The 19648-nt window shown below is 62.8% G+C and carries 12 protein-coding genes and 6 pseudogenes; 9 read left to right on the forward strand and 9 right to left on the reverse strand.

The features are described from left to right. The first annotated feature begins 249 nt into the window (after positions 1 to 249). From JCM7685_RS18920 to JCM7685_RS18930, 4 genes and pseudogenes are all read left to right on the forward strand, one after another. The gene (locus tag JCM7685_RS18920) at positions 250 to 1596 is read left to right on the forward strand and encodes an IS5 family transposase (RefSeq protein WP_074968338.1); all 1347 of its coding nucleotides are present in this window, start codon (positions 250 to 252) and stop codon (positions 1594 to 1596) included. 362 nt (positions 1597 to 1958) lie between these two features. Further along, positions 1959 to 2177 carry a hypothetical protein gene (locus JCM7685_RS19735; protein ID WP_139218150.1) on the forward strand — a complete coding sequence of 73 codons (219 nt, stop codon included), beginning with the start codon at positions 1959 to 1961 and terminating at the stop codon, positions 2175 to 2177. Between the two features lie 171 nt (positions 2178 to 2348). Next, positions 2349 to 2975, forward strand: a pseudogene (locus JCM7685_RS18925) (transposase); the annotation flags it as partial. A 61-nt stretch (positions 2976 to 3036) separates the two neighbouring features. After that, positions 3037 to 4102: pseudogene (locus JCM7685_RS18930) on the forward strand (IS481 family transposase). Here the strand turns inward: JCM7685_RS18930 and JCM7685_RS18935 are convergent. From JCM7685_RS18935 to JCM7685_RS18960, 6 genes and pseudogenes are all read right to left on the reverse strand, one after another. Next, positions 4065 to 4863 (reverse strand): annotated as a pseudogene (locus JCM7685_RS18935) (IS5 family transposase). The pseudogenes JCM7685_RS18930 and JCM7685_RS18935 overlap by 38 nt on opposite strands. Positions 4864 to 4925: 62 nt before the next feature. After that, on the reverse strand, positions 4926 to 5891 hold the full coding sequence (locus tag JCM7685_RS18940; protein WP_074971065.1) for an ABC transporter substrate-binding protein: 966 nt from the start codon (positions 5889 to 5891) through the stop codon (positions 4926 to 4928). Positions 5892 to 5910: 19 nt separating this feature from the next. Next, the gene (locus JCM7685_RS18945; RefSeq protein ID WP_074971049.1) at positions 5911 to 6882 is read right to left on the reverse strand and encodes an ABC transporter permease; all 972 of its coding nucleotides are present in this window, start codon (positions 6880 to 6882) and stop codon (positions 5911 to 5913) included. Further along, positions 6879 to 8360 (reverse strand): sugar ABC transporter ATP-binding protein, encoded by a 1482-nt coding sequence (locus JCM7685_RS18950; protein WP_074971051.1) that lies wholly within the window; start codon positions 8358 to 8360, stop codon positions 6879 to 6881. Before JCM7685_RS18950 ends, JCM7685_RS18945 begins: the two co-directional genes overlap by 4 nt. Further along, positions 8357 to 9451, reverse strand: coding sequence for a Gfo/Idh/MocA family protein (locus JCM7685_RS18955; RefSeq protein ID WP_074971053.1), 1095 nt, complete (start codon positions 9449 to 9451; stop codon positions 8357 to 8359). Before JCM7685_RS18955 ends, JCM7685_RS18950 begins: the two co-directional genes overlap by 4 nt. Further along, positions 9448 to 10500: a sugar phosphate isomerase/epimerase family protein gene (locus JCM7685_RS18960; RefSeq protein ID WP_074971055.1), complete on the reverse strand. Its 1053-nt coding sequence runs from the start codon at positions 10498 to 10500 to the stop codon at positions 9448 to 9450. The genes JCM7685_RS18955 and JCM7685_RS18960 overlap by 4 nt, the downstream gene beginning before the upstream one ends. A 94-nt stretch (positions 10501 to 10594) precedes the next feature. Here JCM7685_RS18960 and JCM7685_RS18965 point away from each other — a divergent pair, with 94 nt between their 5' ends. Further along, positions 10595 to 11608, forward strand: coding sequence for a LacI family DNA-binding transcriptional regulator (locus JCM7685_RS18965; RefSeq protein WP_074971057.1), 1014 nt, complete (start codon positions 10595 to 10597; stop codon positions 11606 to 11608). A 266-nt stretch (positions 11609 to 11874) separates the two neighbouring features. On the opposite strand, the gene JCM7685_RS18970 is transcribed toward JCM7685_RS18965, so the two are convergent. Continuing rightward, on the reverse strand, positions 11875 to 12597 hold the full coding sequence (locus JCM7685_RS18970) for a DUF72 domain-containing protein (protein WP_074971059.1): 723 nt from the start codon (positions 12595 to 12597) through the stop codon (positions 11875 to 11877). Between the two features lie 1379 nt (positions 12598 to 13976). On the opposite strand from JCM7685_RS18970, the gene JCM7685_RS18980 reads away from it, so the two are divergent. The 4 genes and pseudogenes from JCM7685_RS18980 to JCM7685_RS18995 form a co-directional block, all read left to right on the forward strand. Then, positions 13977 to 16523: a calcium-binding protein gene (locus JCM7685_RS18980; protein WP_100526162.1), complete on the forward strand. Its 2547-nt coding sequence runs from the start codon at positions 13977 to 13979 to the stop codon at positions 16521 to 16523. 485 nt (positions 16524 to 17008) lie between these two features. Further along, positions 17009 to 17341 (forward strand): annotated as a pseudogene (gene tnpA / locus JCM7685_RS18985) (IS66-like element accessory protein TnpA); the annotation flags it as partial. Continuing rightward, a pseudogene (tnpB, locus tag JCM7685_RS18990) lies at positions 17338 to 17511 on the forward strand (IS66 family insertion sequence element accessory protein TnpB); the annotation flags it as partial. The pseudogenes tnpA and tnpB, both read left to right, overlap by 4 nt. A 45-nt stretch (positions 17512 to 17556) precedes the next feature. Beyond that, a pseudogene (locus JCM7685_RS18995) lies at positions 17557 to 17806 on the forward strand (integrase core domain-containing protein); the annotation flags it as partial. A gap of 189 nt (positions 17807 to 17995) precedes the next feature. Here JCM7685_RS18995 and JCM7685_RS19000 read toward each other — a convergent pair. Further along, positions 17996 to 18820, reverse strand: a complete 825-nt coding sequence (locus JCM7685_RS19000; protein ID WP_100526163.1) for an ABC transporter permease — start codon at positions 18818 to 18820, stop codon at positions 17996 to 17998. Then, a complete protein-coding gene (locus JCM7685_RS19005; RefSeq protein WP_074971268.1) occupies positions 18817 to 19644 on the reverse strand; it encodes an ABC transporter permease in 828 nt (275 codons plus the stop codon). The genes JCM7685_RS19000 and JCM7685_RS19005 overlap by 4 nt, the downstream gene beginning before the upstream one ends. Positions 19645 to 19648 lie beyond the last annotated feature (4 nt).

Below are 19648 nucleotides of genomic sequence, written 5' to 3' on the forward strand. Positions count from 1 at the left end.
CATCGATACCTGAGTGACGGGACTTCTCCGCGAGATGCGGGGGCACGGCTATGTTGACCTGAACCGGTCCGGGTTCGCCGGCAACTGTATTCAGGCTGGCTGGATCTCTCGGAAGCAGGTTTCATTAAAGAGTCCGATCTGAACAACCTCTACCACGTTGATTTTGGGTTCTGAATTTGCGGTTTTGTTCGCTTTGAATTGCAGGGTTTCGTATGCTTCCGCGAGAAGCTCTGCAATTTCCGGTCGCCTATGAAGCCCCATTCCCGCGTCCCTGAACAGGATGACCTGCTCCGTCCACGACTGGTCGATATGATTGATGCGCGCCACGAGCTGGTGAAGCTTGCGGCACTGATCGACTGGGAGTTTTTCGAACGGGAATGGGCAACCTTCTTCCCTTCGCATCAGGGGCGTCCGGCGACATCGCCACGCCTGGTCGCCGGGCTGATGTATCTCCAGCATGCCTTCAAGCTGTCGGACGAGGCGGTCTTGGCCCGGTGGGTCGAGAACCCGTATTACCAGCACTTCACCGGCGAGACATTCTTTCAGCACCACCCGCCGATCGACCCGTCATCTCTGACCCGCTGGCGCAAGCGCATCGGCGAAGAAGGAGTGGAGTGGCTGCTGACCAAGACGATCGAGGCAGGTCGGGCTTCTGGCGCCGTTACAGAAAGGAGCCTGAAGCGGGTGGCTGTCGATACAACTGTGATGGAAAAGACCATCGCCCATCCGACGGACGCCCGGCTTTACGAGCGGGCGCGTGTGCTGCTGGTGGACCTGGCGAAAGAAGCTGGGATCGATCTGCGCCAGAGCTATGCGCGGCTTGCCCCGCGGCTGGCCGTCCAGGTCGGACGCTATGCCCATGCCCGGCAGTTCAAGCGCATGCGCAAGGCCCTGCGCCAGCTCAAGGGCTATGTTGGCCGGGTGCGCCGGGACCTGCGCCGCCATTTGCAGGACATTCCCGAAGGTGCGCTGCGTGAGAAGGTGCTGGAAGCGCTCTGGCTGGTCGGCTGCCTGCTCGAACAGACCCCGAAGAGCAAGGACAAGATCTATTCCCTGCACGAGCCCGAGGTCGACTGCATCTCCAAGGGCAAGGCCCGCATCCGTTACGAGTTCGGCACCAAGGTCAGTCTCGCCACCACTCTCGACGGCGGTTTCGTTGTCGGCGCCCGCAGCTTTCCTGGAAACCCCTACGACGGCCATACCCTGGCGTCAGCACTGGAGCAGGTCGCCATCCTAGCCGACCAGGTGCCGGCTCTGGTTGTGGTCGACCGCGGCTATCGCGGCCATGGTGTGGAGACCACCAGGGTCCTGATCAGCGGCATGAGGCGCGGCATCAGCCCGCTGTTGGCAAAGCTCCTCAGGCGCCGAAGTGCCATCGAGCCCGAGATCGGGCACATGCAGTCCGACGGGCGCCTTGCCAGATGCCCGCTGAAGGGCCGCATCGGCGACGCGGTCTTTGCCATCCTCTGCGCCTGCGGTCAAAACATCCGCCAGATCCTCGCCCATCTCAGGGCTCTTTGGGTCCTGTTACTCCACCTGATTGCGGCGATCATCTGGCGCGAAAGGGCCCTTCATAGGAAAGTATTGGCGGCCTGACACGGTTGTTCAGAGCCGACTAAAGATCATGCTGTTGAGCACGCTGAGAAGCTTCCTAGCCGTCGCCGTCAAGGCGGCTTTGACTGGCTTTCTCACGTCCTGCAACTTCTTTCGGAACGATCTAAACTTTGGCGATTGTCGTGACGCATGCGGTGCGGCGAGACAGAGGAGATCCTCACGGTTGCCCTTCCGCCACCGATGACCCGTTTTCCGTAACGCTGTCTTGTCCACTATATAGAGCAATCGGTCGCGAGGCCAGCGAGAGCCGCGATCTTTTCGACGATCTGTTGTGCCGATCTCAGGCAACTCGGCCATGAGAGTGGCAGGAACGATTATGCCGACGCGGACACCGACTGCAACTGATGATCTGCTTCAGTCAGTTCGTGCTAGGACTGGATGATTTCCGCAATCTTTGTCTCGAACTTTTCGATCCGCCGTTCAAGGAGCAGGATCAAGCTCTTGAGGCCGGACCGAGTTTCGCGGTTTATCGTCCGTGGAAGTCTGGTCACTTCCTGCTTTGGCATCTCAACCAATTGACGGCGCCGGGTAATTTGTGCCAGAAGCGCCTGCTGCGTCGGTAAGCCAGGCTGGGTCTGCGGAACTGACCTACTACGGGATCTTTCCTCCGCCGCCGATTAGCATCCTGCCCAATCAGGGGGCGGACAATAAAGCGAACGAAATTCACGGACGAGCAGATCATCGACATCTTGGCCGAGCACGAGGCAGGCGCAAAGTGCGCGGAACCACACGGGATTGCGGCAGACAAGCCACAGATGGTCGACAGCACCGCGGGCTGGGCGCATTATCATACTGCGGACGCAGTTTTAGCCAAGGAAACGCCCGATGAACGTTTCGACCCGAGAGCGGGGACTCCGAAAGAGCCTCTCGGCCGTTCGAGAGATGGGTTCTCGACCAGGATCCATCTCCGCGTCAACGGCGCTGGCCTCCGATGAGGACCGAAATCACGCCGGGGCAGGCTTCAGACGACACCGGCTCCGATCCGGTGATGGCGGCACCCTGCCGCAGCCCGCCGTTCTGGTCGCCGACAGGGGCTATGACTCCGGAAAGTTTCGGGAAGATATCGAGAGCCGTAACGCCCTGCCGTTCGTCAGGGAAACAGTCCCCCGGACTGCTTCCTGATCCTCCTCACTCCTGATGCGCAAGAACCGGAAGGGGCGCAAGGTTGTGAACATGGCCCCCGCCAACAGGGTCGAGCGCGTTCGCCCGTTGTCTCGAACCGGTGGCGTTTCACGGGCTCACTCAACAAGCTGAAAACCACCTGGCGTCTGGCAACCCGCTACGACAAAGCCGCAGACAGCTTCCTCGGTTTCGTCGACCTCGCCTGCATCAGGCTGTGGCTTCGCCATTCGTCAACATGACCTGGTGTTTGATCCCACGGTTTGATGGTGTAATCCTTTCGTTGGAATGGAAGGATGCCCTATGGGACAAGTTCGTCACGGAAGCGCCACGACCACGCACGCGATCCGAGCTGCAATAATGAGGGCCAGCCCGCCATTGCTCCGAGGGTAGGCCCGAATGATCGCACGCTTCGCTCGCGCAGTTGAGCCGGGAGTTGGGCATCAACGCGAAGACGGTGGCGAAGTGGCGCAAGCGGACGACCGTCGAGGATATGAAGACGGGGCCGAAGGAGCCACGATCCACGACACTGAGCGCGCAGGAATGAGGGCGGGAATGCCACTGGTTCGAATGACCGCCCGAATGCGATGGTTGTGGCGTTCGGGCGCCACACGCCGCTACCCTTGGATGACTGTCTCTATGCCCTGCAACCCTCGATACGACACCTGACGCGCTCGGCCTTGCACCGCTGCCTGCAGCGGCATGGAATATCGCGCCTGCCGGACGTGGAGGGTGACAAGCCGAAGCGGCAGAAGTTCAAGCGTTACCCATGGGGTTCTTTCACATCGACATCGCGGAGGTGCAGACCGCCGAAGGCAAGCTGTATCTCCTTGTGGCGATTGATAGAACCAGCAAGTTCGCCTGTGTCCGCCTTGTTTAGAAGGCCGGCAAGATGGCTGCAGCCCAGTTCCTGCGCGACCTCATTGCCGCAGTTCCTTACCGGCTCCATAAGGTGCTGACCGACAATGGCATACAGTTCGCAAACCGGAGTTGTGACACGACGGCCTTCGAGCACATCTTCGGCCGGGTGTGCCGTGAACATGGCATCGAGCACAGGCTGACGAAGGTAAAGCATCCTTGGACCAACGGCCAGGTCGAGCGGATGAGCCGCACGATCAAGGAGGGTGAAGCGGATCAGAAAACGATCCGGGGGATCGTTTTCCCGCTGAACGTCAAGCGCTTCCATTACGACAATCACGATCAGTTGCGAACGCACCTCGACGACTTCATCGCCGCCTATAACCTCGCTCGTCGGCTCAAGACGCTCAATGGCCTTACACCCTACGAATACATCTGCAAGATCTGGACTTCAGAGCCAGACAGAGTCATCGTCAATCCGATCCACCAGATGCCGGGACTGAACAACTAGGCTCCAGCCTCATTAGCCCTCCAAGCCAGAAGAGGACGGTCGCGGCGAGAGCAATGGCAGACAAGAACACGATCGGCATCTATCGTAGCATGTTGCGACCCGCCGCCAGTCCTTGAGGCGCCCGAACACAATCTCGATGCGATTGTGTTTCTTGTCGCGACGCTTGTCGTGTTTGATGGGCTTCTTGCGGTTCTTCCTGCCGGGGATGCAAACCCTTGTCGCTTTGTCTTTCAGTGCTTCTCTGAACCAGGCGGCGTCATAGCCCCGATCCGCCAGGAGCCAGTCTGCCCTGGGCAAGCTGCTAAGCAATGCGCGCCGGTGTCGTCGCTGACCTGCCCGGCGGTCATGAAGAAACGGATCGGTCTGCCCTGCGCGTCGGTCACGGCGTGCAATTTGGTGTTCATTCCGCCTTTCCTCCGACCGATCAGGCGTCCACGCCCCCCTTTTTCAATCGCAGGCTGGACGCCGTGCGGTGCGCTTTCAGATGGGTCGCATCGATCATGATCGCTGTCTGGTCGGGGCCTCCGAAGCCAGCCCCTCCATCATCCTGGCGACAACCCCCAACCGGCCACAACGCTTCCAGCGATTGTAGAGTGTCTTCGCCGGACCGTATTCCTTCGGCGCATCACACCAGCGTAACCCATGGCGATTGACGAAGATTATCCCGCTCAGAACCCGCCTGTCGTCCACGCGTGGGCGACCATGGCTGCGCGGAAAGAAAGTGCCATCTGTTCTTCAGACAGCCAGTTAAGGTTGCTCATCAAACAGCTCTCCTTACCGAGCCTGAATCATGACATTCGTCTGAAAGCAATAGGTCCTGAGCCTAGAATGGGCTGTCGGGATAATAGAACTTGTTCGCATTTTCCGGCGTGATCAGCTGCGAGCCGATAATGAAACGCCCCGTCATCGGCGCGTTCGACACGAAATGCAGCGCCGTCATCTCGATGGCCGAAGAAATCAGCGCCGGAGGATAGGTCACGTTCACCGGCAGCTGCTTGTCGCCGTCCATGATGCGCTTGACGATTTCCTTCATGCCCGCACCGCCGACGACCCACATCTGGTCCTGACGGTTGGCCGCCGAAATCGCCTCGAGCACGCCGACCGCCATGTCGTCGTCCGCCGCCCAGACCGCATCGATCTGCGGGTATTTCGACAGATAGTCCTGCATGACGTTGAAGGCGTCGTCGCGGTTCCAGTTGCCGTGCTGCATGTCCAGGATCTCGATCTCGGACCCGTCCAGCGCCTTCTGGAAGGCCTCGACCCGCTCGTTGTCCAGCGTGGTCGGGATGCCGCGCAGCACGACGATCTTGGCGCCGGGCTTGAGGTTCGCCTTGAAATATTCGCCCGCGACCCGGCCGAAGGCGGTGTTGTCGCCGGCGACATACAGATCCTCGATCCCCTCCTGCGACAGGCCACGATCCACCACGGTGACGAACTTGCCCGCGTCCTTCACCGCCTTGACCGGCGCGGTCAGCGGCTCGGACTCAAACGGCAGCACGACCAGCGCGTCGATGTCGCGCGTGGCCATCATGTCCTCGATGTCGTTGACCTGCTTGGCGCTGTCGCCCGAGGTGGACAGCACGAATTCCAGGTTCGGATAGGCCGCGCCCAGCCGCTTGATCGTGTCCTGCGCGTGCCAGTTCAGCCCGCCCATGAAGCCATGCGTGGCCGAAGGGATGGCGACGCCGATCACCGTCTTCTCGCCCTCCTGCGCCAGCGCCGCGCTGCCCCAGGTCATCGCCAGCAGCCCCGCCACGGCGGCGCCCTGCATCAGGCTTCTGCGTTTCATGTCTTTCTCCTCCCAGAGGTCACCGCTCGCCGGCGGCATGTTTTTCCCGCTGCAACACGACAGCAAGAACGATGATGACGCCCTGGATCGCCCCGTTCAGATAGGGGCTGACCAGATTCGCCAGATTCAGGATGTTGTCGATCAGCGACAGGATCAGCACGCCCATCACCGTGCCCCAGACCCGGCCGCGCCCGCCTTTCAGCGCCGTGCCGCCGATGATGACGGCGGCGATGGCCTCAAGCTCCCACAACACCCCGGTCGAGCCCGAGGCCGAGCCCAGCCGCGGCACGTAAAGCACCACCGCCAGCCCGACCAGCAGGCCCAAGAGGACATAGGTCAAGAGCCGCACCCGGTTCACGTCGATGGCGGAATAACGCGCCACCCGGTCGTTCGAGCCGATGGCCTCGACATGGCGGCCGAAACGGGAATGGCGCATCATCCATTCGCCCAGCAGGGCGACCAGCGCAAAGCAGATGATGGGCCAGGTGATCCAGCCGATGCCGCCGTAATAGACCGGGCGATACAGCGTCCGAAGCGCGTAATCCAGGGACAGCGTGCCGCCATCGGCCAGCCAGGTCACCAGGCTGCGAAAGATGCCCATGGTGCCCAGGGTGACGATGAAGGGCTCGATCCGCGCCTTGGTCACCAGCGCGCCGTTCAGGTATCCGGCCGCCAGCCCGCCCAGCACCGCCACCCCCATGCCGATCAGGATGGTGCCCCAATGCGTGCCCAGGTTTGGCACCAGCACGTTCATGGCGATGATGGTGATCCCGGCCAGGAAGGCCGCCATCGAGCCCACGGACAGGTCGAGCCCGCCCGCCGTGATCACGAAGGTCATGCCCACCGCGATCATGCCGATGAAGGCCGAGCGCGCCAGCACGTTTGTGATGTTCGCCGGCGCCAGGAAGGCGCTGTTCAGGCTGGCCCCCAGCACGACCAGCGCAACCAGCGCGATCAGCGGGCCCAGAGTGTGGAAGTCGATCTTTCTCATGCCACCTCGCTCACGCCCATGGCCAGGCGCACGATATTGTCCTCGGTCAGGGCCGCGCCCTGCAATTCGCCGGCCAGCCGGCCCTCGCGCATGACCAGCACCCGGTCGGCCAGGCCGATCACCTCGGGCATCTCGCTGGAAATCACGATGACGCTCAGCCCCTGCCCCGCCAGCTGGCGGATGAAGGCATAGATCTGGCTTTTCGTGCCGACGTCGATGCCGCGCGTCGGCTCGTCGATGATCAGGATGCGCGGATCGGTCAGCATGGTCTTGGCCAGCAACAGCTTCTGCTGGTTCCCGCCCGACAGCTTGCCCGCCACCATGTCGCGGCGCGGGGCGCGGATGTCGAAATCCTGCGTGGCGCGGTCCAGCGCCGCCTCTTCGGCGCGGCGGTCGATGCGCCAGCGGCCGAAACGCTCCAGCGCCGCCAGCGTCAGGTTCTCGCGCAGCGGCTTTTCCAAAAGCAGCCCGGCCTCCTTGCGGTCCTCGGTCAGATAGGCCAGCCCGTTGGCAAAGCCGTCGCCGGCCGAGCGGATGCCGACCGGCCGCCCGTCGATGCGGATCTCGCCGCTGGCGGGGCGCAGCCCGGCGATGCCCTCGGCCAGTTCGGTGCGGCCCGAGCCGACCAGCCCGGCCAGCCCCAGCACCTCGCCGCGGCGCAGGCTCAGGCTGACGTCATGCACCCGGCCCGGCACCGACAGGCCGCGGACCTCCAGCGCGATCTCGGCGCCGGGCCGGCCTTTCGGCGGATAGAAATCCTGCAACTCGCGCCCGACCATGGCCGTGGCCATGCCGTCCTGCGTCAGCTCGCCCCGCAGCGCCCGGCGCACGACGCGGCCGTCGCGCAGGACGGTGATGCGGTCGGCCAGATGCGCCACCTCGTCCAGCCGGTGCGAGCAGTAAAGGATTGCCACGCCCTCGGCCCGCAGCCGCTCGATCTGCGCGTAAAGCGCGCCGACCTCGCGATGGGTCAGGACCGCGCTCGGCTCGTCCATGATCAGCACGCGGGCGTTTCGGGACAGCGCCTTGGCGATCTCGACCATCTGCCGGTCCGGCACCGACAGATCGCCGACCAGCGCATCGGGCGAAATCGGGCTGTCGAGGCGTTTCAGCAGCGCCGCCGTCGCCTGCCGCATGGCCGCGTGATCCAGCCGCCAGCCGCCCGGCTCGCGCCCCAGGAAGACATTGGCGGCCACCGTCAGGTCGCGGGCCAGGTTGAATTCCTGGTGGATGACCACGATGCCCTGCGCCTCGGCCTCGGGGCCGCTGGCAAAGCGCACCGGCCGGCCGTCCAGCAGCACCTGCCCCGAGGTCGGGTCCAGGAACCCGCCCAGCAGCTTCATGATGGTGGACTTGCCGGCGCCGTTCTCGCCGATCAACGCATGCACCTCGCCCGGTTCCAGCGCGATGTCGATGCCGTGCAGCACCGTGACCGGGCCGAAGCTCTTGCCGACATTCTCCAGCGCCAGCACGCTCATGGCGCCACCTCGACCCAAGCGCCACCCTGCGCGGCCGAGGCCTGGGCGGCGGCGATGAACGCCATGCCCGACAGCCCGTCCGCCAGCCCCGGCACCCGGTCGACCGGGCCATCATCGCCCCGGATGATCCGCGCGATGTCGCTGTAAAGATTGGCGAACCCCTCCAGATAGCCCTCGGGGTGGCCCGGCGGCGTGCGCGAGGATGCGCTGCGGTCCTGCGCCCGGGTCAAGATACGGGCCGGCCCGCCTTTTGGCGTCAGGATCAGCCGTTCGCTGTCTTGCAGGCGCCATTCCAACGCCGCTTCCGAGCCGAAAACCCGCAGCGACAGCCCGTTCTCCTGCCCGACCGCGACCTGGCTGGCCCAAAGCCCGCCCTTGGCCCCCGAGGCATAGCGCAGTACCACCCGCGCGTCGTCGTCGACCATGCGGCCCGGCACCATGCTGGACAGATCCGCCGAAACCTGCGCCGGCACCGCGCCGGTCACGAAAGCCGCCAGCTGCCAGGCGTGGGTGCCGATATCGCCCAGAGCCCCCGCCCCGGCGCGGGCCGGATCGGTGCGCCATTCCGCCTGCTTGCCCTGCGCCGCATCGGCAAGCCAGCCTTGCAGGTATTCCGCCTGCACCAGCCGCAGCTGCCCCAGCGCGCCCTCGGCCACCAGCGCCCGCGCCTCGCGCACCATCGGCAGCGCGCAGTAGTTATGCGTCAGGAAGAACCGCGCCCGGCTGGCCCGCGCGGCAGCGGCGATCGCTGAGGCCTGCGCGGGCGTCGCCGCCAGCGGCTTGTCGCAGATGACATGGATGCCTGCGTTCAGGAATACCACGGCGGGGGCGGCATGCATGTGGTTCGGGGTGACGATGGCCACGGCCTCGGCCCCGTCAGGCCGCGCCGCCTCGGCCCGCGCCATCTCGGCGAAATCGGCATAGCTGCGGATGCCCAGCTCATCCGCGCTGGCCTGCGCCCGCGCGGGGTCCGAGGACAGCGCCCCGGCGACCAGTTCGAACTGCCCGTCCATCCGCGTGGCGATGCGGTGGACGCTGCCGATGAAGGCCCCCTGCCCGCCGCCGACCATGCCCAGCCGGACGCGCCTCATAGCCCCAGCGCCTTGTCGATGGCGGCGCGGTCCACCGCGCTGGCCGCGAAATCGTCGAAGGCATGCGGCGTCACCCGGATGATGTGGTCGCGCACGAAGCGCGCGCCTTCGCGGGCGCCGTCCTCGGGGTGCTTCAGCGCGCATTCCCATTCCACCACCGCCCAGCCGTCGAAGCCGTATTGCGTCAGCTTCGAGAACACGCCCTTGAAATCCACCTGCCCGTCGCCCGGGCTGCGGAAGCGCCCGGCGCGCTGCGCCCAGGGCTGATAGCCGCCATAAACGCCCTGCCGCCCGGTCGGGTTGAACTCGGCATCCTTGACGTGGAACATGCGGATGCGGTCGTGATAGATATCGATATGCTGAAGGTAATCAAGCTGTTGCAGAACATAGTGCGACGGGTCGTAAAGCATGTTCGCGCGAGGATGCTGGTCCACGCGGTCCAGAAACATCTCGAAGGTGGTGCCGTCGTGAAGGTCTTCGCCGGGGTGGATTTCATAGCACAGGTCGACGCCATGATCCTCGGCTAGGTCCAGCAGCGGGCGCCAGCGTGCAGCCAGCGTGTCGAAAGCGGTCTCGACCAGCCCCGGCGCGCGCTGCGGCCACGGGTAGAGATAGGGCCATGCCAAGGCACCCGAAAACGTCGCGATCCGATCCAGCCCCAGCAGACGGCTGACGCGAATCGCCTTGCCGACCCGACCGACCGCCCATTCCTGCCGCGCCTTGGAATTGCCGCGCAGCGCGGATGGCGCAAAAGCATCGAAGCCCGCGTCATAGGCCGGATGCACCGCGACCAGCTGCCCTTCCAGATGCGCGGAAAGCTCGGTCACGACGACCCCGTTTTGCGCGGCAATGCCAATGAATTCGTCGCGATAGGTCCGGGAATCGGCGGCGCGGTCCAGATCCAGCATGCGCGGATCGTTCACCGGCACCTGCACGCCCAAATAGCCCATATCGGCCGCCCATCGGGTGATGCCCTGCCAGCTGTCAAACGGCGCGGCATCGCCGATGAACTGCGCCAGAAACAGCGCAGGGCCTTTGATGGTCTGCATGATATCCCTCTTCCCTGGAGGCAGGGTGCAGTGCGCTGCAATCGATTGCAAACATTTTCTTGCAGGCGGGATGCTGACCCCCTAGCCTTTCGGCATGAACGAGGAAACGGGACCGCAGAGCCGGGTCAGACTGTCGGATGTGGCGCGGGTGGCCGGGGTGTCGACCGCGACCGTCAGCCGGGTCTTGTCCAATCCCGGTCTGGTGGCGATGGCCACGCGCGATGCGGTGGCCGAGGCCGTGCGCCGAACCGGCTATCGGATGAATCATGCCGCCCGCAACCTGCGCAAGGGCCGCACCGGCTGCGTCGTGGCCTTGGTGCCGAACCTCGGCAATCCGTTCTTCGCCAAGATTCTGGACGGCATGGGACGCGGCCTTGCCGCCGAGGGTTACGACCTGCTTGTCGCCGACACCCATGATCATCGCAGCCTTGCCGCGACCTTGCATCGGTTCCAGGACCCGTCGCGCGCCGATGGCATCATCCTGCTGGACGGACGCGCCGCGGCGGCCGATCTGCGGCCGGCCCCCGACCTTCCACCGGTGGTGACGGCCTGCGAATGGGTTCCCGGCGCCGATCTGCCACGGGTCATGCTCGACAACCGCATGGGCGCGCGGCTGGCAATCACGCATCTGCGCCAACTCGGTCATCGCCGGATCGGTCTGATCGGAGGCCCTGCCGCCAATGTGCTGCATCAGGCCCGGCTGGCCGGCGCGCAGGATGCGGCCGGCGATCTGCCGATGATCCAGTTCGAAGGCGACTTTTCCCTGCAATCCGGGCAAGAGGCCGCGCGCCGCTGGCTGGCCATGCCGCCCGCCAGCCGTCCCAGCGCAATCTTTGCCTTTTCCGACGAAATGGCCTGCGGCTTTGTGGCCGATGTCATGCGCGCGGGGATGAGGGTTCCGGCCGATGTCTCGGTCATCGGCTTTGACGATATCGAGCTGGCCTCGCATCTGTTCCCGGCGCTGACCACCATCCGCCAGCCCAAGCGCGATCTGGGACGCATGGCCGCGCAGGTGGTGCTGGCGGTTATTGCGGGCAAAGCCGTCCCGCCGGTCACCCTGCTTGAGCCGCAGCTGATGCCCCGCGAAACCACCGCGACATGGGGCTGAATCCGGCATCCATCGGGTCCTGCGAGGACTCATGCCGACCCCCAAGCTACAGGTTCAGCATTGGGAAAGCGCAGCAGGCCGACTTCCATTGAGGGCGGCAGCCAGTGCCGGCGGGATGCTATCAGAATACGGATCGACAATGGCCCGGAATACATCCGTTCAACGCCGATGGTCCGGGCCGGAAACAAGGTATTGCGCTGAACCGCATTCAGCGCGGTGAGTCGCCGCGGAACGCTTGTGTCGAGCGGTATGAACCGCGCCGGGTTTCACCGAAGAGCATCCATCAGCTCAAAAGCGTTCTGCGTGGCGGCACCGTAGGTAGTATTATCGTAGATCGTCCAAATATCGACGTCGCGGATGGCAAGTGAAGCGACACGTTTCGCATGATCCTCAACAGTATCCCGCCCATAGCACGACTCATAAATGTGCGGAGAGCCGTGCAGGCGGAAATAGACGAGGCCGCTCCAGCCGCCGGGCTGTGCGGCCAGCGCCGGCTTCGCCGGATCCGCTGCAACCCGCGCTACCCGCCGCCCTTTCAGCACGCGGTCGACCTCCGGCCGGAACCAGCTGGCATGCCTCGGCTCCAGCACGACGGGACCTTGGATCGCGGCCTGCAACTCGTCGATGAATCGTTCTGCTGTTTCGCCAGGATAGGCGAAGCTCGGGGGAAGCTGTACCAGGATCGGGCCACGCTTGTCGCCCAGACCGCTCGTTTCCTCGGCGAAGCGCTCGATGAGCGCCTCGCAGCCCTTCAAGCGGCGTTCATGCGGGATCGCTTTCGGCAGCTTGACCGAGAAGCGGAACCCGGAAGGCACGCTCGCCGCCCAGCGTTCGTATGTCGTGCGCCGGTGCGGCCGATAGAAACTGCTGTTGATCTCGACGGCCGAAAATTGTGCGCCATAGCGTTCAAGATGCGTGCCCGCCGAGGGAAACCTTCCGGCCAGGGTAGAGGGTATGGACCAGCCAGCGACACCGATGAAAATGGACATGAGCGGCTTTTCCTGTGGGTGGACGCGGGTGGGATCGCAACGTCCCTGTTGGCTTTTGGTTCGACGGACGACGGTCAAGCTGGCATGGCATCTGCTTCGAGCGCATGGTCCTGCCTTGACTGGATCGCGTATCTCAGAAAATCCGCTCTCCGTTTTCCACAAGCATTTTCGCCTGCAGGGAGAAGCGCGCACCCATACGGCTGGCCGGGATCGCCCAAGTTGCGCCGAGGCGTGAGACGGTGCGGACGCCGGACCCATGTGGTCGGTAGGCCTACCCGTCTGCAAGAATGAACGACGATGGCGGGAAGCTGCTCTGCGGCACCGAAACTTAGATGATTGATCCGACGGCCTCCCTTCCAACAGTCCGCGCTGGCGCTGCAGGTGCGGCGAACCGCGTCATTTGATGGGTCTCTGTTTCACGGCACGCCTTCAGGCCGAGGTTAGCCGCTGGGGGGATGCCGAGGGCCGTGAACCGGTCCAGGACGGCGATGCGGGTTTGAAGCGCAGCGGCGGGGCGGCCGAGGTCTCGGGCCATGCACTTCTGGCCGAGCAGTTCATATCGGCCTCGGCCCGGCTTCTGCGGCGAGGCCCGCTCCAGCGCCGCCGGATACTTCGGCCGAGGCGCTTGATGGCGCGCAGGCCCTCGTTCCGCCCTGCCGCCCCAGGGGGCTGTCTTTCTTCCACGGTGGGGCATGGCGTCGGGGCGGCACGACCGCATCCGCGCCCCGGTTCGCGATGGTGTCGCGGCAGGCAAAAAAGGATCTTGATCGTCAAGCCGGGATCGCGGCACCGCTGCAGACCGGCCGGCCGCCACGTTTGCCAGATGGCGCGCGCCAAGGCATCGACGGGCCGAACCAGACGCTCGGCGGCCCACGCTCACGCAGCGAAGAATGGCGGGCGGACCGGTTCAGGGTGCGGCAGCGGCTCGGTGCAGGCTTGGACATGCCACCCTGACTATGGCCCCGCAATGGGAAATCCCGGCCAGGCTTCGGGCAAAAAGGTCATTGCACGGCCATGATGTGCGGCTCGGCGAAACGGGACTGCCATTCGAAGCTCCTCAGCTCACGCTACGAGAAAACTCTCCCGACACATCATGCAACAAAGGGCAGAACGACTGCTTCTTCGCATCGACTATCAAAAATTTTCAGGATTTCATATCGATAAGATCAGCTTGCAAACGCGAGGTATCATCCGAAAAGTATCCGACATTTTATTGAAATCCAATCTGTTCACCGGAAAAAAACTTTTTCTCCATACAACGTGACTGAGCGAATGCGATTCAGTCAGATACTAAAGGCCATGCCTCACGGCAGAAAAGCCCCTAACCACGGTATCACGCTTCATATCTGACCGAATCCTTGATATGGATTAGGATAGAAATGTCGAAAATCACTTCCGATCATTTCGGTGGGAATATCATTCTGACCCGCGATGATCTCTCCGCAAACTCCTCCTTCATTACGATCAACAGCGAAATCGGCTTCCATGCGTTTCGTTATCCTGGCGGTGCCGTCACCGAAAATCAGACCTGGGACAACGGTGGTCTAAAGCGGATGTTTGGTGATCCGATGGATCCGAAAGATCCCGACTATGTCATGACAATCCGTGAAGCGCTGGAATATTCTGCCAAAACCGACGTCAAATTGACAATCGTAGTGCCGACGAAGCAATTCTATGATCACGTTGGTCACACGATTCTCAAAGCTGAACTGGGAAAATATTTTCGGGAACTGGAAAAGGCGATCGCCGACTGTCCTGGTGCCAAGATCAAGGGGTTCGAGATCGGAAACGAATACTGGGGCGATGGCGAGAACGGGGCGCTCTCACCCGTAGAGTATGGAAAGATCGCGAATGAGATAATTCCGCGTCTGGATGAGATTGGCAATGCCATGGCAGCAGGGTACGATATACCGAAACCAGGCATCGGTATTCAGGCCGGCGCGCAGTGGAGAGCCGTTCAGGATGAAACCGGGAAATGGAAACCCACCGGAATCAGTGAATCCAACGAAATCGCATCTGCTATCGGAATCCAAGAAAGAGGAATGATCACAACCATATATCAGCACAGTTATCCGGACGCGCAAAAGCAAGTCGGTTGGCAGGTCAACTGGGCCGTCGACCCCATGAAAGCGTTTGTAGATCTTCCAGGGTTCTCGGAAGATTTGGAACTTTCCCTTTCCGAATTCAACGTCGGCTCCGGCTCAGCCACTGGTGTCGCTCAGGGCGCGAGCTGGATCGAGGCGTTTTCTGCCAGGATCGACGCTGGCATTAACGAATTCTATCATTGGGGTATCGGCTATGAATGGCTTTCCAATAAGTTCTATGACACCAGATTTCCCGCTGCCGAATCGGATGGCGGAAATATCAATGCGATCGCAACCCCCATGGGTCAAGTTTATGACATAGCGGAAACACTGTTGATCGGCAAATCGACGATCTCCGATCATCAAGCGATGGAAGGTTTCGCAACACATGGGACCCTGCAGGTCACCGGCTTTAGAGAAGCGGGACAAAAGGTTGTTTTTCTTTACAATCAAGGCTTGGAGGATGCGCGGGTCGATCTGAGTGCACTTAAATCCGCCCAACATGTCACCATCTATCATCTTGCAGATGCGGATTCGCCCCATACACCGCTTTATGATGAAAGCATTCCGGAACCGCTGAAGCCGGGGGCCATTGCGGACGCCAGAGGCGACATGCATGTCGAATCTGGGACGTCAGTCCGCGACTTGGGCCTTGGACCTGGAGAGCTTGGCGTCGTGGTCATTTCCGATCCTGGCAGAGACCTGGTCATCGAAGGAGCGCATAACGTCACAGACGTTTCCACCGGCATGGTGGATGATCTTATCTTCGGGGGATCTGGCAATGACATTATCCGGGGACATGTGGGGAACGACACTTTGGCGGGTGGTCAGGGAAGGGATGTGATTTCCGGGGGGCGCGGGGATGACGTCATCTCTGGCGGCAAAGGCGACGACGTCATCTTTTCTGGTCAAGGGAGCGATGTGGTGAGAGGCGGCGACGGAGACGACCTTGTGGTGATTTCCGGCGGCCGCGAAGGTGACTTGACGTCGATCACGACGGGTGAGGGCTCGGACCTTGTCCTGATCAGCACCTCGGATCATGCAGTGATCTCGGATTTTTCCGATAACGACCTCATCGGTTTCGATGGTGGCTTCAGCGACACGGATAGCTTGCGAGACGCAATGGCGGTGGATGGTGACGATCTGGTAATCTCGCTGCGAGATGGCGGAGAGCTGCGATTGTCGGGCGCCGCTTCCAGAATGGACGACTTTCACGACAGTGTGTTTGATTTCCGATCGCAAGAAGAAATATTGCAATATAATGAGAAATTCTTCAAAAATCTCACCTTTGCTCAGATCGATGAGTTCTATGACCGCATAGGGGCGATGGATGGTGTTCCGAACGGCAGTGAAACCGCGCCTACTCCGGGTGAAAATTCCCCGGAAAATTTCCAGAATGAGGGCTTCCCCATCTATTACTGGGAGGGGCGCGACGAAACCATGGCACGCTTTTTGTCAGACCCAGAGTTTCCCGGTGAAAACAACCCTGACGCCGATCCCACCCATCCCGGCGATTCGCTTGAGGAACCAGAACCGTCTGAGGAGGATCCAAGTGAAGATCCGCATGATTATGGTAATGAGCCCCCAGATGCGGGGGGTGGCTCATGCTTTGTCGCGACCGCAGCTTTCGGCGACAGTATGCATCCAGATGTTGTTGCGTTGCGATCTTTTCGCGATTTGCACTTGGTACGTTACCGTGCCGGACGCGCCTTCGTCCGCATCTACTGGATTATCGGTCCGCTGCTTGCGAGTGTAACCAAACCGCATCAAATCCATGCCATGATCGCGCGACGGATATTATCGGCCTTAGTGATGGAGCTGAAGAAGCGTTCGCTCGTATAGATCCCTCAGTGCATCTGGTGTTTGACTCCACGCTCTTGCCGCAAAGAAGGGCATACCGATCACTCGCTAATTATATTGACAAATGGTGTGCTCATAGCCTGATGCCCGAGACCTCGACGAAGCCGAGGAAATCGTCCGACGACGGTTCTTCAGCTTGTTGAGGGAGCCCGTGAACGAGAACGGGCGAACGCAGTCGACCATTTTGGTGACATGCCTCCTCGGGTCTCTGGTTCATAACGAGAGTCTGCGGGTTTGAGATTGGTAGTCTGGCCGGTGGTTCTGGGCAAGCGCGCCGGGCTCGGAGCCCACAGATTGCTCAAGCTTACGGCGCGCTTTGAGTCGCGTTAATGCTCCTCCCGCCGTGAAGTGGCCCGCCATTATGTTAGGAATGGATGATCGAGAATTGCCAACAGGCGACCGAAGCCGGAAGATATCGTGTCGAAGTTTCGGCAGGTTGAGGTGCTGATGGGGCAAGGCCTGTCTGGACGAATGAGGAGAAGCGGTCGATCTGCTTCCAGACGACGGCGCCAGGCGTTTCGGTGGCCCAGGTGGCGCGGCGCTATGCGGTGAACGCCAATCTGATCTTCAAATGGCTGCGCGATGCCCGTTATGCGCCGGATCCTGTGGCGGTTCCATTCTCGTCAGAGGAGGCACGCTTTCTGCCTGTAGAGATTGTCGCCGAGACCAGGTCGGCCTTGACCGCACCTGCCACCGAGAACCACATCGAGATCGACCTGGCAGGCGGCCACCGGATGCGGATCAGCGGGAGCTATGATCCGGAGGCGCTGGCCCGACTGATCCGGGGACTTTCGGCGTGATCCCGGTGCCGGCCAGCACGCGGGTCTGGCTGGCGGCCGGGGTGACGGACATGCGCAAGGGTTTTGCGGCCTTGGCGGCGCAGGCCGAGGCGGTGCTGAAGCAGGATCCGTTCGCCTGGCATATGTTCGTGTTCAGGGGGCGCCGGGGCGATCTGATCAAGGTCATCTGGTGAGATTGGGCTCGGACCGATGGCGCCTTCAATGGCTCGCTCAGCGCGTTGGCCGTCCGGGACTCGATCAGCGCCGTCGTAGCCAAGCCGGCCTATATCAAGCCCGGCTCACCTTGGGAGAGTGGCTATTGCGATAGCTTCAACGGCCACCTCCGCGATGAAATGCTGAACGGGGAAGTCTTCTACAGCCTCCGTGAAGCACAGATCCTGATCGAGCAAGGGACGGGCACTACAACCCAAAACGACCACACAGCGCATCGGGAGATATCGCCCACCGGTCGCCGAAAGGATCATCTCGATGGACCAAAGGTCGGTCATGCAGCAACCTTCACGCCGGACCACTCACGTGGGGCTGGGCGTTGTGACAATATCGCAGGCGATCCGCACCGGCGAGATCGCGGCCTGAACCTCGCCCGAGGGGAAGCCGCCGATGAAGGCGACGCCGGCTCTGGGCACGGCGTCGCCTTTGTCCCCTCGTCCCCGGCTAGCGCCGCTTCCGCTCCAGCGCACCGCGGGAGAGCCTGTCGAGCAGGATTGCAACGGCGACGATGGCAAGGCCGGCGCGCAGCCCGAGGCCCATCTCCATGCGGGTCAGCCCGCGCGTCACCTCGGCGCCGAGACCGCCGGCGCCGACCAGACCCGCCAGCACCACCATCGCCAGCGACAGCAGGATGCACTGGTTCAGTCCGACCAGCAGCGTCGGCGTGGCCGCCGGGAACTCGATCTTCCACAGGATGGTGCGGGGCTTGGCGCCGATGGACTCGCCCAGCTCCTTCAGATCCGTCGGCACGCCCTTGAAGGCCAGCGTGGTCAGGCGCAGCATCGGCGGGATGCCGTAGACGATGGTCGCGATGATCGCCGGCACCTTGCCCAGGCTGAAGATCATCACCGCCGGGATCAGATAGACCCAGGGCGGCACCGTCTGCATCACGTCGAGCACCGGACGCAGCGCCGCCTCGACCCGCGGCCGGCGCGCGGCCAGGATGCCCAGGGGAAAGGCGATGGCGACGGCGATGGCCACGGCGACCACCACCAGCGCAATGGTCTGCATCGAGCCGGTCCACAGGCCCGCCAGCCAGCAGAAGCCCAGGCAGCAGGCCGACAGCACCGCCACCCGCAGCCCGGCGGCGAAGAAGGCCGCGACCGCAACTAGCGCGATCAGCCCATAGGGCGGCAGCACCAGCAGCGCGGCCTCGATGCCGCCCAGCACCGCCTCGATCACCTTGGTGACCAGGGCGAAGAAGCCGTGGAAATTGGCGTTCAGCCAGTCGACGACGGGGGCGAGGACGGCTCCGGGATTGAAACTCATTTCATCCTCGCAAGGCTTTGGGTGATGCGGTCCAGCACCATGGTCAGCACGACGATGGCGATCGAGGCGTTGATCGAGGTGGCGATGTCAAGCGTGCGGATGGCGCCGTAGATCGTCTCGCCAAGCCCGCCCGAGCCGACGATGCCGGCGATGACCACCATGCCGAAGGCCATCATCAGGCTCTGGTTCACGCCCGCCATGATCGAGGGCAGCGCAAAGGGCAGCCGGATCTTCCAGAACATCTGCGACGGCGTCACGCCCGAGGCATGGCCCAGCTCGATGAACTCGTTCGGCGTCTGGCGGATGCCGAGCGCGGTCAGCCGGATCGCCGGCGGGACGGCCACGATCACCGTCGCGACCAGCGCCGTGGCCGGGCCGAAGCCCAGCAGCGCGATCGAGGGCAGCAGATAGATATAGGGCGGCATGGTCTGGACCAGGTCCAGCACCGGCACCAGCGCCCGGTCCAGCCGCGGCATCAGCCCGGCCATCACCCCCAGGGGCAGGCCGATCGCCAGCGCGATCAGGGTGGCGGCGATGACCAGGGCCAGTGTCGCCATGGTCGCGGGCCACAGCCCCATCGCGGCGCAGCAGGCCAGCGCGACTGCGGCGGCGATGCCCGCCCACAGGTTCAGCACCCGCCAAGCGGCCAGCCCGACGAGCAGCGCGACAAGGTAGAAGGGCAGCAGAAGCAGCAGCCACTCCACGCCGTCGAACAGCCCCTCGAGCACGGCGCGGGCGCCGTCGAAGATGAAGGCCGCGTGATCGGACAGCCAGAACAGCGCGCTGTCGACGGCGGTGTCGAAAGCGGTAACGAAATCCTCCATGCCG

It is taken from the genome of Paracoccus aminovorans, assembly GCF_900005615.1.
GTDB classification, from domain to species: Bacteria; Pseudomonadota; Alphaproteobacteria; order Rhodobacterales; family Rhodobacteraceae; genus Paracoccus; species Paracoccus aminovorans.